We start from the raw sequence: 21,360 nt of genomic DNA, 5'->3' as shown, positions 1-21,360 counted from the left end.
TTTAAGGCAGGTACGCTACAATGCGAGCGGGGAAGCTGGGCAGCGCTTCAAAGTTGGGAAAATTGACGTGGATAAAGGCACCCGCTGCCGGTACCTGATCCAAGTGGTTGAGCACTTCTGCCTGCCATAAATGTTGCTGCAAGACATAGTGTTCCGCGAACAGAAAACCTTTCTCTTGAGCATCCTCTGCTGCATCTGTATCGAGTGTTTCATGGCCAATAGCGGCTATTTTGCGCTCTTTTACCAGAAATTCGAGGGCTTCTATCGACCAGCCGGGCGTATGCGCATGTCCGTTTTCGTCGATGTTATAGAACGCTTTGGGTGTGTCCCAGCGTTGAGACCAGCCGCTTGAAAAGGCAACGAAAGACCCTTCCTGAATTCGACCATGCTGTGTTTCATACTCAATGATATCGTCTACCGATAATTTATAATCGTGGTTATTTATAACCTGCGCTTCCTTATGAATAACGTGCATTGGTAACAGCAGGTCTTTTATATTCAGTTCATTGAGTAATGGCGCGTTATTTATAAAATGCGCGGGTGCATCGACATGAGTGCCTGTCGGTGTGCAGAGAGAAATTTCATAGGCCAGAAAACCATCTTTTTCTACGGTAAATAGTGTCTTTCTTTGTGGCGGATTGAAGGCGGCAAATATGGGCGTTGAGCTTGTCACTTCATGAGTTAGATCGACCCACTTGCAAGATTTAAGAAACTGGACGGCCTGTGCCAGTGAGGCTGCATTGGAATTAGTGGTGGCCATTATTATTCATTCCTTATGCCTTATTATTTAAAATATCGCGTTCGTAAGACAGTAGCACATATAGGCGAGAGCGTGTACTTCTCGTTCAAAAACGAACATCTGTGTTCATCACATTGATTTTATAGAGAAATGCGCTGAGATAATTCTTCGTGAAAAGAATTTATAGCGCTATGCACAAGCACTTTCTGCATGGCGTGCTCAAGCATCGCATGACCCAGCTAAAATTTGTGGATGCCACATGGTGATTGATAAGGAAAGGCAGTAGTTTCCGAGTGCCAGAAAAGTCGGTGTGATTGAGAGAGTGTAACTTGCTTGCAGCAGGGGAGAGGGCGTTTTTTATACTGCTGACGAAAGCGGAAAGCGGAAAGCGGAAAGCGGAAAGCGGAAAGCGGAAAGCGGAAAGCGGAAAGCGGAAAGCGGAAAGCGGAAAGCGGAAAGCGGAAAGCGGAAAGCGGAAAGCGGAAAGCGGAAAGCGGAAAGCGGAAAGCGGAAAGCGGAAAGCGGAAAGCGGAAAGCGGAAAGCGGAAAGCGGAAAGCGGAAAGCGGAAAGCGGAAAGCGGAAAGCAAGAACCCCAGGATTCACTATGGGAAATAGCAAACGCTGGGGTTCTTCATTAGCCGACTGTTCTAGTTGAGTCGGGAAGCGCTTTCGCTCGCGACAGCCTTATGCATCGTGTCGCCCGCGGCTTTGCGGCGGGCGCGCTCTGCGGCACGGCGTGTTTTGCCGGCACGCGAGGGCGGGTTGCAGATGCCACAGACATAGTTGTGATCTAGGCTGTGTGCATGTGCCACAAAATGGCCATTGCAGCGCGTACATGTTGACATCTGCATCATGTCGTTTTCGAAGAAACGCACGAGTGTCCATGCACGCGTCAGTCCCAACACGGGAGTGGAATCTTCAAGCAGGGATATCTGTTCGAGATACATTTTGTAGCTCTTCACGATAGCCGGCATGCGTTCCAGTCCTGACTGTTCTCGGATAGCGCGATAAAAATTGTAGAACAGTGACGAATGGATGTTGGGTAGCCAGGTCACGAACCAGTCGGTCGAGAACGGCAGCATCCCTTTGGGCGGTGATGCTCCGTGAATCTCTTTGTACAGTCGGATAAGTCGACCACGACTGATGTTGGTTTCTGTTTCCAACACCTGTAAGCGCGCACCTAGTTCGATCAGTTCGATAGCTAGCTGGATCTGGCGCATTTCATCCAGCAAGCTCTTTTCCTTAGCCATGCTGTTTGCTGCGTCCCTGAACAACAGATGGAGTGATAGCAGAGGTTTTCTGTGCTGCCAGCAGGATGGCGGCATGAGCACGCTGTACGTCTTCGTGAAGCGTGTCATCCGTCAGTTGTGAGAAGGTCTGTGCATTGTGCAGTGACAGTTGGCACAGCAGCTGGTTTGAATTTGCGAGCTTCGCAAGGCGAGATACCGGTGCCTTGCCCAGTGCTTCTGCCATGTCGGCATCGATCTTCAGCCTTAACATCGCCATGGATTCATCCGCTTGCAGCAGGCGCTGCACGAGGAGCAGGTAAGAAAGGTTGAGGCTGCGGATTTCTCCGAGTAGTTCGTCGTCGGTAATGCCGTGTGTCATGTCAATTTACCCTTGATGTGTCAGCGCCACTTTCGTGGAGCGCGGTGCTTTGTCGTCAGCACCATCAGCGTTCTTGTGGTTCCGTGCTTCTGGCTGTCGTGGGGTGTCAGCCCCGACGGCTCTTTTGTTAATTAATGTAAAGAAAATCCACTTTTTGGAAACATGCTTTACATGGATCGCATTCTAGGGGGTTTTAAAAAAGAATGGAACAGGCACGAATATGCGATGTTATGGCATCAATGCTAGTTTGTGCACGAATCGTGTAAATTGTGCACGTTTTGACTTTAGGTCAACTTGACAGTGTATAGATGGCAAAAACCTACCGTTTTCATTAGATTAACAATGAAGACTTTCTGTATTATTCATTAATTTTCATTTAGTTATGAGTTTATGTCGTTTTGGACAGGTAGGGCTAAAGGTGTTGGTTTAGTTGACGATAATGAGGTGATATTGGGGTAAAAAGGGGTTTTCCTTTTTTAAATATGTGAAAAGTGCAAGATGAAAAAGCGCTGAAAAAAGGCGCTATTCGATGAGTAGTTGTCTGGAAAGCTTGGCCAGGTGTGCTAGTGCCTCTTTTTGGTACTGTTTTTATGACCAGTTTGTAGGGCTAAAGGCCCCGTAACTACGCTACTTTAGGCGAATCATTGAGGCGCTGGAGAGCGTGATTGCATATTTGGGATGGGGCTTGATATGTTTCTATCGTTACAAAATGTTTGTGAGTGTTTCTGTAGAGAACTTGCTGTGTAACATCCGCACTGCGCCGTGACAGCTGGCGTAGAGCCTCGAATCACAAGGCCTTCTTGCCTTGCCCGCCCTGATTTTTTAATCCGTATGCCTGTTCAAGTTTTGATGCGGTGAGCCGTTACAAATACCAGTCATCAACAACCAAGCAGGCAGGGTTCCTCGTGCTCATACTGGTCGGTTATATCATCATTCTAGGGTGTGTTTTAGGCGGGTACTCGCTCGCCGGCGGTCATCTGGCGATCCTTGTTCAACCCACAGAGTTTCTCATCATCTTTGGGGCAGGGGTGGGGGCGTTCGTGGCCGCCAACAGTGGTAACTCCATCAAGGCAACGCTGGCGGCATTGCCGATGCTGCGCAAGAGTACGCGTTACAGCAAGGCGATGTTCAAGGATGTGCTGGCACTGATGTTTCTGCTGCTGGCCAAGGCGCGTCAGGAAGGCATGATGTCGATCGAAAAGGACATCGAGTCTCCCAAGGATAGCGAAGTGTTTCGTCACTATCCCGATATCCTCAACGATCACCTCATCATGGAATTCATCGTCGATTACCTGCGCATGATGGTAACCGGCAACATGGATGCCTTCGAGATGCAGTCGCTGATGGATCTTGAGATCGAAACGTTTCTCAAGGAAGCGGAAGAGCCCGCGCATAGTCTGGCGGCCATGGGGGATGGCATGCCGGCATTCGGTATTGTCGCGGCCGTCATGGGTGTGGTTCACGCACTCAGTGCCGAAGGTCTGACCCCCGAACAGGTAGGGCCGCTAGTGGCAAGCGCCATGGTGGGGACCTTCCTCGGGATTCTGATCTCGTATGGCTTCCTGACGCCGCTGTCTTCGCGTGCTCAGCAGCAAGCGCATGAAGCCGCCAAGATCCTTGAGTGCATCAAGGTGACGTTGCTGGCCAACCTCAATGGTTATGCGCCGCAGATCGCTATCGAGTTCGGCCGTAAGGTGCTCTTTGAAACGGAACGTCCTGGTTTCGAAGAGATGGAAGAACACGTTCGTGAAGCGAAGAGTAAACGGTCATGAGCAAATCCTCCCGTCCAGTCGTCATCAAGAAGGTCCAGAAGGGTGGGCATGGCGCCCACGGCAGCTGGAAGATCGCTTACGCTGACTTCATGACCGCCATGATGGCCTTCTTCCTGGTCATGTGGTTGTTGGCCGGGACCAGTAAGGCTCAGTTGGAAGGCATCACGGAATACTTTCGCCATCCGACGTCCATATCCTTCGCCTCCGGCGACAAGATGTCGGCAAGTGATAGCGCCATTCCTGGCGGGGGCGATGACCCTCGTCATGCGGATGGCGAAGTACGCCGTGCTGCGGGCGAAAAGGTCTTTTCCGCTACTGCATCGACGTCAAGGCTGCGCGCTGCGCGTGATCAACTGCAGTCGTTGGTGCGTCAGAACCCGACGCTGGCCGCACTCGGTGCTCAGCTCAAGGTGGATATGACGGAAGAGGGGCTGCGCATCCAGATTCTGGACGACTCGCAGCAGTCAATGTTCCGTATTGGCAGTGCCGATGTCGTGCCGCGTCTGGCCCATGTACTGGATGAACTGGCACCGTTTCTCAACAAGGCGCCCTATGGGGTCACCATTTCAGGCCATACCGACAATATGCCCTTCGTGACGGGGCTTGGTGGCTACAGCAACTGGGAACTGTCCAGCGATCGCGCCAACGCGGCCCGTCGAGAACTGGTTAAGGCCGGGTTCAGTGCTGACCAGCTCATTCGTGTAACGGGGCATGCGGCCACCATGAACTTGGGCGACAAGGCCAACGATCCCATGAACCGTCGCATCAGCATCGTACTGCTGAGCGAGTCGGCGCGTCGTTCGATCGACAGTGAAAACAAGGTTATTCAGGACAACGGTGGTGGCACGACGGCCATGTCGGTGCTTAATGCCGAGCAGCACTCTGCGGCCAGTGACGCGGCCAAGGCCCCCGAAGCACAGCCCACACCTGTCAAGCCTCAATAAAACCTGACAGTTTTTCACACTCTTTCCGATATACAACTCATGGCAGGTGCGGGGTGTCCCGCACTCTGAATCTGCTCACTCGTTTGCTACAGGTATGCCGATGGATTTTTCAGCATTTCACGAGACCTTCTTCGATGAGGCTCGAGAGCTTCTGGATGAAATGGAAACGCTGCTGATGGAGCTTGATGTTGATGCTCCCGATCCTGAAGCGCTGGCAGCTATCTTCCGTGCCGCTCACTCCATCAAGGGTGGTGCGTCCACGTTCGGTTTCGAAGACCTTCAGGTCACGACTCACCTACTGGAGAACCTGCTGGATGGGGTTCGCCACGCGGAGATGTTCCTGGATCGCGAAGCCGTGGACACCATCCTGTCGGTCCGTGACCACTTGGCTATGCTGCTGGACTGCTACGCCAATGAAGAAGCGCCCGATGCCGAAGAAGTAGCCAGCGTGCGCAGCGAACTCAAGGAACTGGCCGCACGCATGGCCGGTGGCGACGTCAAGGGTGACGTTCTGGCACCGCTGGCGTCCGAGCCTGCGTCTCAGGATGCCTCGGCACCTGCTCCGGCAGTGGCCAGCGGCATGACTCAGTTCGCCATCACGCTGAAGGACGTGGCGGAAAAAGACCGTGCGTCGCTGCAGGAAGAGCTAGCGCTCTTTGGCGATGTCTCCGTGCGCGACGCGTCAGAGCAGCAGCTGGTACTGCAGTTGGTCACCACGTCTTCTGCCGATGACATCGAAGCGGTACTGGGCTTCATTCTTGATGCGGCTCAGATGGAGGTCGTGGCTGAGGGCCAGGCGGAAGCGCCGGCTGTCGAGACTAAGAAAGAAGAAGCACCGGCCGCCGCTGTCGTTGCTGCACCCAAAGCGGCACCGGCCGCGGGCGGCAAGAAGGATGGCGGTAAGCGCACTGAAAGCTCGACGCTTAGGGTCGCCACCGACAAGATCGACCAAATTCTCAACCTGGTCGGTGAGCTGGTTATCACGCAGGCCATGCTCGAACAGTCGGCCAGTCATCTCGATCAGATGGAACATTCCCAGCTGGTCAACGGCGCAAGCCTGCTGCAGCGCAACGTACGCGATCTGCAGGAAGCCGTGATGTCCGTGCGCATGATGCCAATGGACTCGGTCTTCAACCGTTTCCCGCGTCTGGTTCGCGACAACGCCAAGAAACTGGGCAAGGAAGTCGAGCTGGAAACCGTTGGGCATTCCACCGAGCTGGATAAGGGGCTGATCGAAGGTATCGTCGATCCTCTGACTCACTTGGTGCGTAACAGTCTCGACCACGGTATCGAAACGCCCGAAAAACGTATCGAAGCGGGCAAATCGCCGGCCGGTCATTTGAAGCTGGCGGCTTATCACAAGGCGGGGCACATCGTCATCGAAATCAGCGATGACGGTGCAGGCCTTAACCGCGAGAAGATTCTCGACAAGGCACGCAGCAACGGCATGGATGTCAACGACAACATGCCCGATGACGATGTTTGGCAGCTGATCTTTGCGTCCGGTTTCTCGACGGCTGAGAAGATCACTGACCTGTCGGGCCGCGGGGTCGGCATGGACGTGGTGCGTCGTAACATCACCAACATGGGTGGTCACGTCAGCATCTCGTCCAAGCAAGGCCAAGGCACCACGACACGCATCCTGCTGCCGCTGACCCTTGCCATTCTTGACGGCATGCTGATCCAGAGCGGTGAAGAAACCTTCATCCTGCCGCTCAACGCTATCGCCGAATCGATCCAGATTGCGTCCGAAGACGTGAAGATGATGGCCGGTGGTAAACAGGTCATCAAGATTCGCGGCGAGTATCTGCCGCTGCTTAATCTGGCCGATATCTTCGAAATTTCAGATGCCCAGCACGATATCAAAGAAACCATCGGTATCGTCGTTCAGGCTGACCGCACCAACTTCGTGTTGCTGGTCGATCAGCTGCTGGGTCAACGCCAGGTCGTGGTCAAGAACCTTGAAACGCACTATCGCCGCGTTGAAGGCGTATCGGCCGCCACGATTCTGGGGGATGGTCGTGTCGCCCTGATCCTTGATCTGGTGGCGCTGTCCCGCCTCGGGATTGCGACCATTGCCCAAGAGCTCGAAGCGCTCAATCAAAGTGAAGGTCGCCCATAGGGCCACTCAATCCCCTGAGATCGGCCTGGCTTGTCGGGTCGATCCCAATCACTAATGGAGTCAAGGATCGTGAGCGATCAGTCCGTAGATCTGAACAACGCCTCTGTCAATCATCTGTTGGAGAACGGCGGTGAAGACAGGCATCGTGAATATCTGAGTTTTCGGCTTGGTGATGAAGAATATGCCATCGATATCCTGCGCGTGCAGGAAATTCGTGGCTACAACAACATCACGCGTATTGCGGGTGCTCCCGACTTTATTAAAGGGGTGACCAACCTGCGCGGGATCATCGTCCCCATCGTCGATCTGCGCATCAAATTCGCACTGCAGAAGGCGGAATACGATCACCGCACCGTCGTTATCGTGCTCAACATCGGCAAGCGCATCGTGGGTGCGGTGGTCGATGACGTCAGCGACGTACTGATGATCGACATCAACGACGTGCGCCCAGCACCGGATTTCGGCGGTGCCATGTCCACTGAGTTCATCCACGGTCTGGCAAGCGTGGAAGAACGCATGCTGGTGCTGCTGGATATTGAGAAGCTGATGAGCAGCCGTGAAATGGCACTCGTCGAAAACATCGTAGAAGAAGGTAGAGATCTGGCTGTGTGACGCAACATGGGTGCTGAAGGCATCAGCACCCTCATACAGTGCATATCAACGAACATGGAGCGTTAAGCATGCTTAAGAGCGCCGTTGCACAGGCGGCAGAGGCCGGCACAGGGGGTGTGGCAAATCGCGATCTGCAGATGACGGATCAAGATTTTCAGACTATCTGTGCGCTGATCCATCGCCATGCGGGGATTGCATTAGCACCGCATAAGAAAGAAATGGTGTATTCACGGCTGGCTCGTCGTCTTCGTCATTATGGCATGACGCGATTCAAGGATTATCTTGCGCTCCTTCAACGTCCCAATAGTGATGAATGGGAAGCCTTTACCAACGCACTGACAACGAACCTGACGTCCTTCTTTCGCGAAGCGCAGCATTTCGATGTCATGGCGGAATACGTGAAGACGCTGAAGCATGCTCCGCGCATCTGGAGCTGCGCAGCATCGACAGGGGAAGAGCTGTACTCCATCGGTATGACGCTGTACGAGACGTTGGGTCCGGCAGCGGCACAGGCCACGGTGATCGGGACGGATATCGACACGCAGGTGCTGACTAAAGCGCGCCAAGGGGTCTACCCGCTAGAGGGGGCCCGTAGCGTGGGGGAGGCCCGACTTCGTCGCTTTTTCCTACGGGGTAAAGGCGACAAGGCGGGACTGGTTCGTGTTTCACGTGAGCTGACCGAACTGATCGAGTTCAAGCGGCTGAACCTGCTGGACGCGCAGTGGAACATGAAAGGCCCGTTCGACATCATTTTTTGTCGCAACATCATGATCTATTTCGATCATGAGACACAGACACAGTTGCTGGATCGCATTGCGGATCTATTGGCCCCAGGTGGGCTTTTCTTTGCTGGGCATTCCGAGAACTTCAGTGCGCAGACCCGCAAGATGAAGCTCATTCGCAATACGGTCTATCGCAAATTGGATAAATAACATGGTGGTCGGTGAATACCGCAAGGCCTCGACATCCTTTTTTGATAACCGTTATGAACGCCACGTTATCAAGCTCCTGCCGGGCGAATACTACATCGCATTGGAACAGGAACTGCTAGCGACGGTATTGGGATCCTGCGTATCGCTGTGTCTGTTCGACCCCGTCTTGAAGATTGGCGGCATGAACCATTTCATGCTGCCCGATCATCCTAAGGACAACGAACCCATCTTCACACGTTATGGCTGGCCCGCCATGACCTGTGTGTTGGAAGGCCTGCTGAACGCAGGGGCCGTCAAGAGCCGTCTGGTGGCCAAAGTGTTCGGTGGTGCTCAAGGGTTCAGAGCCTCATCCACGCTACGCGTCGGTGAGATGAACATTGCATCGGCAAACCGTTTTCTGGCCGAACAAGGCCTGAACTGTCAGGCCAAGGATGTTGGCGGGCGAGATGCCCGCCGCCTGCTCTTCTTCAGTGATTCTGGGCAAGTGAAGATGCTAAGGATGGTACATACCCAACGGCAGTCGGACGAAGGCAGGTAATGGCTTCGAATCTTTTTGTCATTTCAGGAAGAAGGAAGGATGAACTTAGTAGCCAGCGCGGCTTCCGGCCGCAAGAAGATACGCGTACTGTGCGTCGATGATTCGGCGCTGATGCGCCAGCTGTTGACCGCACAGATCAATGAACAGCCGGATATGGAAGTAGTAGGGGCCGCCCCTGATCCACTGATTGCCCGTGAAATGATCAAGCGGCTGGACCCGGATGTCCTGACGCTGGACGTCGAAATGCCGCGCATGGATGGGCTCGATTTCCTCGAGCGCTTGATGCGTCTGCGCCCGATGCCGGTAGTCATGGTGTCTTCTCTGACCCAGCGAGGTTCCGAGATCACGCTGAAGGCGCTTGAACTGGGCGCCGTCGATTTCCTGCCCAAACCGACCGTCGGTATCCGCGAAGGCATGCAGGAATATAGCGAGCTTCTGGCCGAGAAGATCCGTGCGGCATCGCAGGCTCGTCTGTCTCGCCCTCAGGCACTGGCGCACGGTGGTAGCCAAGCGGCGGCACCCAAGACTCGCACGGTGCCGATGATTTCCAGTGAGAAGCTGCTGTTCATAGGTGCTTCCACGGGCGGTACTGAGGCCATCCTCAGCGTGCTGCGGCTGATGCCGCGCAACTCGCCGGGGATCCTGATTGCACAGCACATGCCGCCGGGCTTCACGCGGTCCTTTGCTGATCGTTTGGATCGGCTGTGTGAAGTGACCGTGTCGGAAGCAACGCACGGTGAGCGCATCCTGCCGGGTCATGCGTATATCGCGCCCGGGCATGCGCACCTCAAACTGGCGAAGTCGGGTGCCAACTATATCGCTCATCTCGATGAAGGCGAACCGGTCAACCGTCATCGTCCTTCGGTCGATGTACTGTTCGACTCGGCAGCCCAGTTCGCTGGCCGCAACGCTTGCGGTGTCATTCTTACAGGAATGGGCAAGGATGGGGCACAGGGACTTCTGCGCATGAAGCAGGCCGGTGCCTACACCTTCGCTCAAGATGAAGAAAGTTGCATCGTCTATGGCATGCCTCGTGAGGCGGCCGTGATCGGCGCAGCTGATGAAATCGTCGCATTGGACGATATGACAGATGCTATCGCGCGTCATTTCGAGCGCAATGCGCATAAACCCCGCATCTGATGGACAGGTCTGCCCATCGTGGATGACTGCGGAGCAGCGTCATGAATGGTGCGGATCGATCATGGATTCTCTGATCAATGTGAGATCACTATGTCTGACAAGAACATGAAGTTTCTGGTTATCGACGATTTCCCCACCATGCGTCGTATCGTGCGTAACCTGCTCAAAGAGCTGGGCTACGCGAACGTTGAGGAAGCGGAAGACGGTGTGGATGCACTGAACAAGCTGCGTGAAGGCAGCTTCGACTTTGTCGTATCCGACTGGAACATGCCGAACCTGGATGGTCTGGAAATGCTCAAGCAGATCCGTCAGGACGATCAACTTAAGCACCTGCCCGTATTGATGGTGACGGCGGAAGCCAAGAAGGAAAACATCATCGAAGCGGCTCAGGCAGGCGCCAGCGGCTATGTCGTCAAACCGTTTACGGCCGGCACGCTGGAAGAAAAGCTGAACAAGATTTTCGAGAAACTCGGAAAGTAGTCCCACGTCGGGAAATGCGGGCCCGCTCGCCGGGACTGTTCGCCCGAATGAGCAGATGATCGGCACATCGTTGCGAGATCAGCCCTTGGCAATACGGAGATAACAATGGCCGACGAGCACAAACCTCTTCACGAGCGTGACAAAGAGGCTGCAGAGCTTCTGGGCCGCATTGGACGCATGGCGCGCCTGCTGAACGAAAGCATGCGCGAGCTGGGGCTGGAGGAAGAGGTGCGACGCGCTTCTGAATCCATTCCCGATGTGTGCGACCGCTTGAACTATATCGCCAACATGACGGAAAGCGCTGCCAACCGTTCTCTGTCGGCGATCGAAGTCGCGCGTCCGATGCAGGAGAAGATGGGTGAGGAAGCCCGTGAACTCGAATTACGCTGGCAGTCTTGGTTCGATGGTCCTTTCGACACCCCGCAGGTCATGAACTTGGTGAAGGAAACGCGTGCGTTCCTACAGCAGGTACCTCCGGCGTCAGAAGAGATCAATGCCAAGCTGCTGGAAGTGATCATGGCGCAGGAGTTCCAGGACATCACGGGTCAGCTGGTCAAGAAAATGATCGAGACCATGACCTCCCTGGAAAAAGAGCTGATCGAAGCACTGCTCGATTATCTCCCGCCTGAAAAGAGCGAACAGTTTGTTCGTGCACGCCAGCAGGCGAAGGAACAAGAGCAGAAGGATGGCAGCGAGCTGCTCAACGGTCCCGCTATCAAGGCGGACGGCAAGGAAGTCGTGGCCAACCAGCAGCAGGTGGACGACCTGCTGGACAGTCTGGGTTTCTGATACTTTCTCGTGTTGGAAACGATGTTCATCGGAGTAATCGTCGGAACAGCCGACGTTACTCCGATCTTTTTCTATCTTCCTTCCTTCTTTTACCTCTCTACCATATCCCCATTGCTCTCTGGCGCTCCTTCCCTCGCGAGCGCAGAGCAGCCTCTCTAGCCACGGATTACTCCGGTCTCCCTCTGACGTATCGGGCCATCCGCTTTGAGCTGACGGTCGAAAGCGCATGCTGCGTATTTCGTCCAGCGATCCAGGGATATGCATGTCTGATAACAGCGCACAGGACAAGACAGAAGCCCCGACAGCCCGACGAATAGAAAAGGCGCGGGAGGAAGGACAGATTGCCCGGTCAAGGGAGCTGTCCAGCTTTGTCATGTTGGTCGTTGGTATCGCGACCCTCTGGATCGGCAGTGGCTGGATGAGCCGTTATCTGTTCGACGTCATGATGAAGGGCTTGCAGTTTGATCATCAGTTGCTGTTCGATTTGCCGGCATCACTCCAGCATTGCGCTTCCTTATTAGTAGGCGGTGCTCTGGCGATGATGCCCGTCATGATCGCACTGACTCTGACGGCACTGCTAGCCCCCATGCTGCTGGGGGGCTGGGTGTTCACGACTAAATCCCTGACGCCTGATATCACCAAGCTTAATCCGCTGAGCGGCCTCAAGCGCATGTTCTCAATGCATGGGCTATCCGAGATGATCAAGGCCGTACTGAAAACGGGGTTGATCGGACTGGTGGTGTGGTACTTCATTCGCGCGCACCGTGATCGGCTGCTGGCATTGTCCAGTCTGTCGGTGGGCAGTGCCTGTATCGACGCGATGTCGATGATCGCGCAGGGCGTAGTGCTGAGCGTACTGGCCTTCATCGCGGTCGTAGCCGTAGACGTGCCGTATCAGCTGTACAGCCATTTCAAGAAGCTGAAGATGTCGAAGGAAGAGATCAAGCGCGAGCACAAAGAGTCCGAAGGGGACCCCCATATCAAAGGCAAGATCCGTCAGCAGCAGCAGGCGATGGCACGCCGGCGCATGATGGCGGAAGTGCCGACGGCCAACGTCATCGTGACCAACCCGACGCACTATGCGGCGGCGCTGCGCTATCAGGAGGGCATGCCTGCCCCGATACTGGTGGCGAAAGGGAGCGATGAGGTGGCGTTCCGTATCCGCGAAGTCGCGGCCGAACATGACATTCCCGTATTGGAAGCGCCGCCTCTGGCGCGTTCTCTCTATCACTACTGCGATCTCGAGCATGAGATCCCGCAGGGGCTGTATGCCGCCGTCGCGGAAGTGTTGGCGTGGGTCTATCGCCTCGATCAGGCGCGTCTCAATGGCACCGAGATGCCAGACGAGCCACAGGACTTCGATATTCCTGAAGAGCTGGTGGACCCTCAAACCAGGAGTCAGACCTCATGAACCTGTCAATCATTATGCTGAAGGCTGAGTACGCATGATCACCATGAACCGCTTCCTCGGAGGTTCTGCACTGGCGGGCGGCCAGATGAAGCTGCTGGCCGGCCCGGTGTTGATCATCATGATCCTGTCAATGATGATCCTGCCGCTGCCGCCTTTCGTGCTGGACCTCTTCTTTACCTTCAACATCACGCTGTCGGTGATGGTGCTGTTGGTCAGCATGTTCACGACCAAGCCGCTGGAGTTTGCGGCGTTTCCGGCCGTGCTGCTGTTCTCCACACTGCTGCGACTGTCGCTCAACGTGGCGTCGACGCGTGTCATCCTGATGCATGGACATGAGGGTGAAGACGCTGCCGGGCGAGTGGTCGAGGCCTTCGCCGAATTCCTCGTCGGTGGTAACTTCGCCGTCGGTATGGTGGTGTTCATCATTCTGGTCGTCATCAACTTCATGGTTATCACCAAGGGTTCGGAACGTATTGCCGAGGTCGGAGCGCGTTTCGTATTGGATGCGATGCCGGGTAAGCAGATGGCTATCGACGCCGATCTGAATGCGGGCCTGATCAACGAGAAGGAAGCGCGCAAGCGGCGCGAGGAAATCGGTCAGGAAGCCGACTTCTTCGGTTCCATGGACGGTGCGAGTAAGTTCGTCCGCGGTGATGCCATTGCCGGTATCATGATCATGATCATCAATATCATCGGTGGTTTGGTGATTGGGGTCGGGCAGCACTCGCTGGACTTAGGTTCCGCCGCGCATACCTATACGCTGTTGACCATCGGTGATGGTCTGGTGGCCCAGATTCCGGCACTGGTCATTTCGACCGCTGCGGGTGTCACGGTATCGCGCGTGCGCACCGAACAGGACGTTGGTCAGCAGTTGCTGTCTCAGCTATTCACTAACCCCAAGGTGCTGTATCTGGCCGGGGGGGTGATGGGGCTGCTGGGGATCGTACCGGGTATGCCGACGCTGGTCTTCCTGCTGTTTACTGCGATGCTGTGTGGCATGGCGTGGTGGCTGTCCCATCGCACGCCTACCGAAGAGAAGAAAGAGGTGCGTGATGCAGTGGCCAATGCCACCAAGGCGCCCGAGAATGTCGAAGCCAGTTGGAAGGACGTGTCGATCATTGAGCCGCTGTCGCTGGAGATCGGCTATCGCCTGATCACGCTGGTGGATAAGAACCAAGGCAATGAGCTGCTGAACCGCATCCGCAACGTGCGCAAGAAGTTCGCTCAGGAAATCGGGTTCCTGCCGCCGGTCGTGCATATCAAGGATGATCTTAACCTGACCCCGCAGGGGTACCGCATCTCACTCAACGGTGTCGAGAAGGGCGAGGGTGAAGCGTGGCCGGGCGAATGGCTGGCAATCGACCCAGGTGGTGTTGTCGGTAGCGTAGAAGGGCGGACGACGGAAGACCCCGCCTTCGGATTGCCTGCCACATGGGTCTCCGAGAAGGAACAGAACCGCGCGCAGCTGCTCGGTTATACGGTGGTCGATGCCAGCACGGTTATCGCAACACACCTCAACGATCTGATGCGTCGCCATGCCGGTGATCTGTTAGGCCGCACCGAGACACAGGCGCTGCTGGACCGCGTCAGCGAAGCGGCTCCCGAGCTGGTCAAGGATGTTGTGCCTAAACCGATCACGCTGGATATTCTGATGCAGATTCTGAAGAACCTGCTGCGTGAAGAAGTACCGATTCGCGATATGCGTACTCTTCTTGAAACGCTGGCGGTGCACAGTGCGCAGACCAAAGACCCCAACGAACTCACGGTGGTGGTACGTGCCGCGCTGGGTGGTGCCATTACCCAGTACTGGTTCGGCAGTGACAAGACGCTAAACGTGATCGGTCTGGACGGGCAGTTGGAGCACATCCTAAGCCAGGCCATGCAGAACGGCAGTGCCCTCGAACCGGGGCTGGCCGATATGCTGATCGAGCGGGCAGAGGCCGCGGTTGCAACTCAGCAGAATGCCGGTGAGCCGATCGTACTGATTGTGCCGCCGCTGCTGCGACCACTGCTGGCGCATTTCCTGCTGCGCCGTATACCGCAGCTGGGCATTCTGTCCCAAGCAGAAATTCCGGACGATCGTATCGTGCGTTACGCCACCATTATCGGCAGCCACTGATCTACCCCTCCAACCCTCTTTTATAGGGTTCGGGATGAAAAAGCTTCGCTACGGCGGAGCTTTTTTGTTCCGGCCATACCTGAGTATGGATGTGTTGTGCGCTAGCGTCTGATGGCGCGAATTCCCCGCCCACAACAACAAACGGCTGTGGCGCACATAGACTGCTGAGCGACGTCTGCCATCGCGCTCAGCTTGAATCTCGCTGGCGACGGCACTCCTGCTGTGCCGCGCTTTACAGTCCTGAGGGCATTCTGCTGATCGACGCGGGGTTGCCGTCGCTGGCGCCGTGGCTGTCCATGTATACGCAGCGTTGCATCCTGTTGACCCATTATCATATGGATCATGTGCAGGGGCTCTTTCCGCTGCGCTGGGGTGTCGGCAAGCCGATTCCCGTCTATGGGCCGCCCGATCCGGCGGGGTGCGATGATCTGTTCAAGCACCCGGGCATGCTGGATTTCAAGCCGCCGCTGACGGCCTTTCAGCCGCTGCACCTCAATCGGCTTAGGATCCCCCCGGTGCCGCTGAACCACTCGCGTCCGACGCTGGGGTATCTGATCGAAACCTCGGAGTGCCGTATCGCCTATCTGACCGATACGGTGGGGTTGCCCGACGAAACCCTGCAGTTTCTTGAGCAGCAGGGCACATTGGATCGGCTGATCATCGACTGCACAGAGCCGCCTGCCGCGGTCATGCCGCGCAACCATAATGATCTGACAAGTGCGTTGCATATCCATGTCCGTCTGCGTCCGCAGGAGACCTACCTGACGCATATCGGACACGCGTTGGATGTTTACCTGCAGACACACGTGCTGCCGCAAGGCGTGCAGGTCGCGCGGGATGGTATGAGCTTTACGCTGTGATGCGTGTGACTTGGAAAGAGAGTGGCGCGATCGCGAGGAGACGATGAGGGTTGCCGCTCATGCCACGCAATGAGTGACGCTTAGTGTGAGGGCGCGACGTCATACAGCACCGGAGAGAAACCGGCCGCCGTCAGCGGTACTGATGCAACCTAAGAGTAAAGGAGGTGAGGGTACAAGTACGAAAGAAGAGAGGTCATACCGATAGACGCAATGGCGCGTTTAGCGGAGCACCCTGCCATCGGTGCTCCGCTTTTTTTGTTCGGGCAAGGCTTCTGACGTCAGCATGGCCTGCGCTGCCGGCGTGTTCATGCTGCGTAAAGCCGGTCGAAGACGTTCCGCAGTAATTTTGTGCGGACTTAGCCGACGACGCGGTACCGCGAAGCACGGTGGCGTTGCGGGCGGCCGCTGGCACCGTAGAGCGGTTCGCTTTCTTCCGGGCGAATAGCCTTCATCAGCTGACGCTCGATACGAGAGCGTTCTTCGATGATGGTCGCACTGACGGCATTCATCGACTTCACTTGGCGGGCTATTTCCAGAATATCCTGCCAGCGTTCGCCTTCACCGATGGCATCGGCGGCTGCCAGGCTGGCATCGCGGTCGCGGCCGTTGAATCCCTGTTGTTCGATGACTTCACGACGCTGCTGTTCGAACGTTTCGAGCTGTCCGAGCAGCTGTGCTTTTTGCTGTGTAATCTCACTGAGTGCGGCGATGTCGATGTTTGCATGAGCAAACAGTTCGTGTTCGCGGCGCATAAGCACTCTGAGCTCGGCAAGGGCGTTGCTCATCTGCTCCAGGGCGTGTGAAAGGGTACGAGCTGTCGTCATGGAGTCTCCGTGTTGCAGCAGGAATGGACAATCAGGCCGCCTTCAGACGGCCTGGCAGGCCGGGTATGGCCTAATCCTGATCGAGATAGCGACGGGTGTCGTCGATCAGACCGTCAGCGATCTTTTCAACGTCGATTTTGAACTCACCGTTCTGAATGGCTTCTCGAATCTTGCTCACGCGTGCAGTGTCGATGTCTTGGCTGTTGTCGGACACGGTTTCGGATACCGTGGACTGCCACGTGGCAGAACTTTCCGGTGCGCGGGAAGTGGACGCCGTGCGAGTGTCGTCGGCCCGCTCGGAAGCGGCCGTATTCGAGCTGCTCAACGTGGCAACAGCGCCATTGATCTGGTTGATTTTCATAGTGGCGTATCCTTGAAAGATGCCAAAGGCATCCAGCATTTATTAGACATGTGTTCAAAAGGCAAAGCAGGTATTCTCCGGACCTGCACGGGTGATATCGGCACTCGGGCAGACGGCTTTAGTCTTTTTATTAAAAAAGCGAGTAAACACTTTCTCTAGAGGCTATCCCATATCTAACTTTAATGGATAGCAACCGCTTCGCCGGGGGCGGTTGCCCTCGCCATGATGATCTTCTTCGAATCCATCCGCACCCGCAACTGTCCCTCTGAAGGCGCTTCGTCCATAGCCGTACCCTGCGCAGTGATCGTGAAACCGGCCTGACGTGCGATGACGGTAACGCGGGAATTGCGCGTGATCACGAGCGGAGCTTTGACCATGGTGGTCTGCAGCGGTGCGCCTGCCACGACGCGGCGTGTTAGGCGCTGACCGACGACATCCGCGGCACGTGCCAGCGGTGCATTGCCGGTGGTCAGGCGCGTGATATCGCCGTGCTGCGTGTCGATATCGGAAGCGGACAGTAAGGTGCCCGGCATCATGTCGCGCGCGGCCACGATGTAATCATCTTCGATGCCGATACGTGCGCGATAGTAGCGCGGCATGTCATGGCCCTGTTCGTTGACGCATTTCACGCCCACCGTAATGTTGCCCCGCATGCGCTGTCCTGCTGGCATGAACGGGCAGGGCATCTGACAGAGCCCTGCATTCGTGAGAGCAGGGACCACGTCTACGACGATCTTTCCAGAGGTTTCCTGCTGTGCCACGACGCGCTCAACATAGTGCTGGACGACTGAAACGAGTGGGTCGCTCTGCTCTTCGCTGGCCGCTGCATTCGCTGATATCAGCAGCACTGCTGCAAGTCCCAATGCACGTCGCTTCATGACTTCCCCTCTGTTCGTAACTGACCCGTATGCCACCTGTTAAACGCTGACGGTCTGCTTGACCCGCAGTATCGACTCGCCGTGGTTGTCGCAAGGGCGCGCGATATCGGCATCCCGTGTGCCATCTCTATGCATCGAATGACGAGCCCGCCTACCACCTCGGTGTGTAGCAAGTGTACGTATTCACTTGAGTGAAGAAGAGGGGAAATAGCCCGAAAACCCGAGGTTATTCGCCCGATGGAAAACGGTGATTTCTTTCTATCCTGCTGCCATCGGAAATTGCATCAGGGTAGGACTCATGCTTGACCAGCTGAACGCATCCTTCAATTTCATGCAGCAGTCGCTGTCGTTGCACGCGCAGCGACAGGAAGTGCTGTCTGCCAATATCGCCAATGCGGACACCCCCAACTATAAGGCGCGCGATTTCGACTTCAGCAGTCAGCTCGATGCGGCGCTTCAGGATTCTCAGGCGGGCATGAGCAGCGCCCGTACGCTAGCGGTGACGTCACCGGGGCACATGGCAGGCACGGCCTCCGGTGCGCTGGATGATCCGCAGCTAGGGTATCGCATTCCCGCGCAGTCCAGTCTCGACGGCAACACCGTGGATATGGACATGGAGCGCGTCAACTTCGCTGAGAACAGTCTGCATTATCAGGCGGATCTTCAGATGATCACCAACCATATCCAGAGCATGACGACGGTGATGCGCGGTTCCGAGTGAGCGCGCCTTCCGGCAGTGCGCCACGAAGCGGTCTGAACCTCAGCCGCGCGGGCCACTGCGCTGTCGTTTCTGACTCAGGGTGTGGCGCGTGAGATCAGGATAAAGAAGGAATACACGTTTTATGCCGTCCATCTTTGATATTTCGGGCTCCGCGCTGACTGCCCAGTCGCAGCGCATGAACGCCGTGTCGAGCAACTTGGCCAACGCCGACAGCGTTGCTGACCCGCACGGACAGCCTTACCGGGCACGCGAAGTCGTGTTTCAGGCCGACATCCAGCCGGGCGAGGCCGTTGGCGGCGTCACGGTTTCCCAAGTTGTCGAAAACCAGCGGCCGCTGCGCCGCGAGTATTCGCCGGGCCATCCCATGGCGGATGCGCAGGGCTATATCACCATGCCGAACGTCGATCCGACTGAAGAAATGGTCAACATGATTTCAGCGTCACGCTCCTATCAGGCCAACCTCGAAGTGCTGAGTACGCACAAGAGCCTGATGAGCAAGACGCTGTCGATGGGGCAGTAGGCCTGAATCGGCAGACCCGAACCGCAAGGAGAGCATGATATGAGCAGTGTAATTGGTGCCTCGTCGACGTCGATCTCGACCATTCCGGTAAACAAGAGTTCGTCATCGTCCAGCAGTGATTCTTCAACAACGTCCGCCAGCACCGACCTGCAACAGCAGTTCATGACGCTGCTGATGGCGCAGTTGCAGAACCAGGATCCGACTGATCCGGCCAGCAACACAGAAACCACCGCACAGCTGGCTCAGATCAATACCGTTAGCGGTATCGAAAGCCTGAACACCACGCTGAAAGGCATTACCAGCCAGATCGACACCTCGCAGCAGCTGCAGGCCAGCTCGCTGACGGGGCATGGCGTACTGGTCAGCGGTGATCGCATTTCCGTATCCAGCACGTCTGACGGTGTGGTAACGACGCCGTTCGGCTTCAACCTTGCGGCCGCCGCAGACAGCGTCAAGCTCAAGATCACCAACAGCTCCGGCGAAGTGATCAAGAGCTTCGATCTGGGCGCCCAGAACGCTGGTATGCAGTCGATGACGTGGGACGGCCTGGATGAGTCCGGCAACGCGGTCGCTTCGGGCAACTATCACGCTGTCGTTTCCGCTTCCTCGCAGGGAAGTGCGGTTAACGTGACGGCGCTTAACTATGCACTGGTCAACGGTGTGCTTAATACCGGCACGAGCGGCACTGTCCAGCTTGATCTGGGGACGAGTGGCAACACCACGCTGAACGACGTTTATCAGATCTTCTGATCTGTGCATAACCTATGGCCCTGCCTGCATGGGTGTATGCCAAGGGCCATTCTCAATCAATTGAAACAGACATTGAATAAGGGTGAACCATGAGCTTCACACAGGGCGTCAGTGGTCTCAAGGCCGCCTCCAGCAGCCTGGATACCATCGGTAACAACATTTCAAACTCTCAGACCGTGGGCTTCAAGGGCGCACGTACCGAGTTCGCTGACATCTACGCCGGTGCAACGGGTATCGGTACCCGCGTAACGGGCACGAGCCAGGACTTCAGCTCTGGTTCCATCGAGCAGTCATCGCGCGAACTCGATCTGGCGATCAACGGTAGCGGCTTCTTCCGTCTGACCCAAGGCAACCAGACTGTCTACTCCCGCAATGGTCAGTTCACGCTGGACAAGGATGGCTATCTGGTCAACTCCACGGGCGGCCAGCTGACCGGCTATACCGGTACTACGACCGGTGGTGAGCCTGCGGCTATTCAGGTCAACCGCAATGCGATGGCGGCCAAGGCAACCACCAGTGCAGCGGCCAGCTACAACCTCAACTCCAATACCGAAGTGGGCCAGGGCAGCAGCCGTAGCCTGACCGTGTACGACTCTCAGGGTAACTCCCACAGCGTACAGGTCACGTTCACCAAAACGGCCAGCAACACGTGGGATGCCAAAGCCGCCATTGACGGCCGCACGGACAATGTCCAGTCGTCTTCTCTGGTCTTCGATAGCAACGGCCAGCTGACCTCCGGTCAGACGATGGCGCTGAACTTTGGCGATCTGAACAACGGTACCTCAGCGTTCAATGCAACGCTCGATTTCACCGGCTCTACGCAGTACGCGCGCGACTTCAGCAACATCTCTATTTCCCAGGACGGTTACAAGGCCGGTGACTATTCCAGCCTTTCGATCGATTCAACTGGGCAGATAATTGCCAAGTACTCCAACGACCAGAAACAGACGCTGGGCACTATCGTGATGGGAACGTTCAGCAACATGAACGGGCTGTCACCGATCGGCGATACCGCATATGTCGAAACGACCGAATCCGGTCAGGCGCTGCTGGGTACTCCGGGTACCGGCGCTCTTGGCAATTTGCAGTCCAGCGCTCGCGAGGCATCGAACGTTGATACCTCTTCCGAGCTGGTCAACATGATCGTTGCGCAGCGTAACTATCAGGCCAACTCTCAGACCATCAAGACGCAGGACCAGATCCTGCAGACGGTCATGAGCATGAAGTCCTGATGACGTC

The 21,360-nt window shown here is 56.0% G+C and carries 23 protein-coding genes; 16 read left to right on the top strand and 7 right to left on the bottom strand.

Going from position 1 to position 21,360, the window contains the following annotated elements; translation table 11 throughout:
* Position 1 precedes the first annotated feature (1 nt).
* From ACMHYW_RS08040 to flhD, 4 genes are all read right to left on the bottom strand, one after another.
* Positions 2–760: a cyclase family protein gene (locus ACMHYW_RS08040; protein ID WP_414499478.1), complete on the bottom strand. Its 759-nt coding sequence runs from the start codon at positions 758–760 to the stop codon at positions 2–4.
* A gap of 336 nt (positions 761–1,096) precedes the next feature.
* Positions 1,097–1,327, bottom strand: a complete 231-nt coding sequence (locus ACMHYW_RS08035; RefSeq protein WP_414499477.1) for a hypothetical protein — start codon at positions 1,325–1,327, stop codon at positions 1,097–1,099.
* A gap of 60 nt (positions 1,328–1,387) precedes the next feature.
* Entirely contained in the window at positions 1,388–1,990 is a 603-nt protein-coding gene (gene flhC / locus ACMHYW_RS08030; protein WP_414499476.1) for a flagellar transcriptional regulator FlhC, read from the bottom strand.
* Positions 1,983–2,348, bottom strand: a complete 366-nt coding sequence (flhD, locus tag ACMHYW_RS08025; RefSeq protein ID WP_051523906.1) for a flagellar transcriptional regulator FlhD — start codon at positions 2,346–2,348, stop codon at positions 1,983–1,985. Before flhD ends, flhC begins: the two co-directional genes overlap by 8 nt.
* An 854-nt stretch (positions 2,349–3,202) precedes the next feature.
* Here flhD and motA point away from each other — a divergent pair.
* The 12 genes from motA to phnP all read left to right on the top strand — a co-directional run bounded on the left by motA (position 3,203) and on the right by phnP (position 16,067).
* A complete protein-coding gene (gene motA / locus ACMHYW_RS08020) occupies positions 3,203–4,120 on the top strand; it encodes a flagellar motor stator protein MotA (RefSeq protein ID WP_324603182.1) in 918 nt (305 codons plus the stop codon).
* Positions 4,117–5,064 (top strand): flagellar motor protein MotB, encoded by a 948-nt coding sequence (gene motB / locus ACMHYW_RS08015; RefSeq protein WP_414499475.1) that lies wholly within the window; start codon positions 4,117–4,119, stop codon positions 5,062–5,064. The genes motA and motB overlap by 4 nt, the downstream gene beginning before the upstream one ends.
* Positions 5,065–5,164: 100 nt before the next feature.
* Positions 5,165–7,186 (top strand): chemotaxis protein CheA, encoded by a 2,022-nt coding sequence (gene cheA, locus ACMHYW_RS08010; RefSeq protein WP_414499474.1) that lies wholly within the window; start codon positions 5,165–5,167, stop codon positions 7,184–7,186.
* 90 nt (positions 7,187–7,276) lie between these two features.
* The gene (locus ACMHYW_RS08005; RefSeq protein ID WP_414501487.1) at positions 7,277–7,798 is read left to right on the top strand and encodes a chemotaxis protein CheW; all 522 of its coding nucleotides are present in this window, start codon (positions 7,277–7,279) and stop codon (positions 7,796–7,798) included.
* 68 nt (positions 7,799–7,866) lie between these two features.
* Positions 7,867–8,730 carry a CheR family methyltransferase gene (locus ACMHYW_RS08000; protein WP_414499473.1) on the top strand — a complete coding sequence of 288 codons (864 nt, stop codon included), beginning with the start codon at positions 7,867–7,869 and terminating at the stop codon, positions 8,728–8,730.
* Between the two features lies 1 nt (position 8,731).
* Positions 8,732–9,268: a chemotaxis protein CheD gene (locus tag ACMHYW_RS07995; RefSeq protein WP_414499472.1), complete on the top strand. Its 537-nt coding sequence runs from the start codon at positions 8,732–8,734 to the stop codon at positions 9,266–9,268.
* Positions 9,269–9,307: 39 nt separating this feature from the next.
* A complete protein-coding gene (locus ACMHYW_RS07990) occupies positions 9,308–10,408 on the top strand; it encodes a protein-glutamate methylesterase/protein-glutamine glutaminase (RefSeq protein WP_414499471.1) in 1,101 nt (366 codons plus the stop codon).
* 90 nt (positions 10,409–10,498) lie between these two features.
* On the top strand, positions 10,499–10,888 hold the full coding sequence (gene cheY / locus ACMHYW_RS07985) for a chemotaxis response regulator CheY (protein ID WP_414499470.1): 390 nt from the start codon (positions 10,499–10,501) through the stop codon (positions 10,886–10,888).
* Between the two features lie 105 nt (positions 10,889–10,993).
* The gene (locus ACMHYW_RS07980) at positions 10,994–11,677 is read left to right on the top strand and encodes a protein phosphatase CheZ (RefSeq protein WP_027705449.1); all 684 of its coding nucleotides are present in this window, start codon (positions 10,994–10,996) and stop codon (positions 11,675–11,677) included.
* Positions 11,678–11,939: 262 nt separating this feature from the next.
* Positions 11,940–13,088 (top strand): flagellar biosynthesis protein FlhB, encoded by a 1,149-nt coding sequence (gene flhB, locus ACMHYW_RS07975; protein ID WP_414499469.1) that lies wholly within the window; start codon positions 11,940–11,942, stop codon positions 13,086–13,088.
* A gap of 34 nt (positions 13,089–13,122) precedes the next feature.
* Complete coding sequence (gene flhA / locus ACMHYW_RS07970; protein WP_414499468.1) at positions 13,123–15,207, top strand: flagellar biosynthesis protein FlhA; 2,085 nt, start codon at positions 13,123–13,125, stop codon at positions 15,205–15,207.
* An 89-nt stretch (positions 15,208–15,296) separates the two neighbouring features.
* On the top strand, positions 15,297–16,067 hold the full coding sequence (phnP, locus tag ACMHYW_RS07965; RefSeq protein ID WP_414499467.1) for a phosphonate metabolism protein PhnP: 771 nt from the start codon (positions 15,297–15,299) through the stop codon (positions 16,065–16,067).
* A 356-nt stretch (positions 16,068–16,423) separates the two neighbouring features.
* Here phnP and ACMHYW_RS07960 read toward each other — a convergent pair whose 3' ends face one another.
* From ACMHYW_RS07960 to flgA, 3 genes are all read right to left on the bottom strand, one after another.
* Positions 16,424–16,891 (bottom strand): flagella synthesis protein FlgN, encoded by a 468-nt coding sequence (locus tag ACMHYW_RS07960; protein ID WP_414499466.1) that lies wholly within the window; start codon positions 16,889–16,891, stop codon positions 16,424–16,426.
* 70 nt (positions 16,892–16,961) lie between these two features.
* Positions 16,962–17,252: a flagellar biosynthesis anti-sigma factor FlgM gene (gene flgM / locus ACMHYW_RS07955; RefSeq protein WP_414499465.1), complete on the bottom strand. Its 291-nt coding sequence runs from the start codon at positions 17,250–17,252 to the stop codon at positions 16,962–16,964.
* A 179-nt stretch (positions 17,253–17,431) separates the two neighbouring features.
* Positions 17,432–18,130, bottom strand: a complete 699-nt coding sequence (gene flgA / locus ACMHYW_RS07950) for a flagellar basal body P-ring formation chaperone FlgA (protein WP_414499464.1) — start codon at positions 18,128–18,130, stop codon at positions 17,432–17,434.
* Positions 18,131–18,428: 298 nt separating this feature from the next.
* Between flgA and flgB the strand changes: the two genes are divergently transcribed.
* The 4 genes from flgB to flgE all read left to right on the top strand — a co-directional run bounded on the left by flgB (position 18,429) and on the right by flgE (position 21,353).
* Entirely contained in the window at positions 18,429–18,851 is a 423-nt protein-coding gene (flgB, locus tag ACMHYW_RS07945; protein ID WP_414499463.1) for a flagellar basal body rod protein FlgB, read from the top strand.
* Between the two features lie 121 nt (positions 18,852–18,972).
* Entirely contained in the window at positions 18,973–19,371 is a 399-nt protein-coding gene (gene flgC, locus ACMHYW_RS07940) for a flagellar basal body rod protein FlgC (RefSeq protein ID WP_414499462.1), read from the top strand.
* A gap of 39 nt (positions 19,372–19,410) precedes the next feature.
* Positions 19,411–20,121, top strand: coding sequence for a flagellar hook assembly protein FlgD (locus ACMHYW_RS07935; RefSeq protein WP_414499461.1), 711 nt, complete (start codon positions 19,411–19,413; stop codon positions 20,119–20,121).
* An 89-nt stretch (positions 20,122–20,210) separates the two neighbouring features.
* Positions 20,211–21,353 (top strand): flagellar hook protein FlgE, encoded by a 1,143-nt coding sequence (flgE, locus tag ACMHYW_RS07930; protein WP_414499460.1) that lies wholly within the window; start codon positions 20,211–20,213, stop codon positions 21,351–21,353.
* Positions 21,354–21,360 lie beyond the last annotated feature (7 nt).

It is taken from the genome of Zymobacter sp. IVIA_12111.31 C1 (genome assembly GCF_047495495.1).
In the GTDB taxonomy this organism is placed as follows: Bacteria; Pseudomonadota; Gammaproteobacteria; order Pseudomonadales; family Halomonadaceae; genus Zymobacter.
This window is presented reverse-complemented; position numbering and strand designations above follow the sequence as displayed.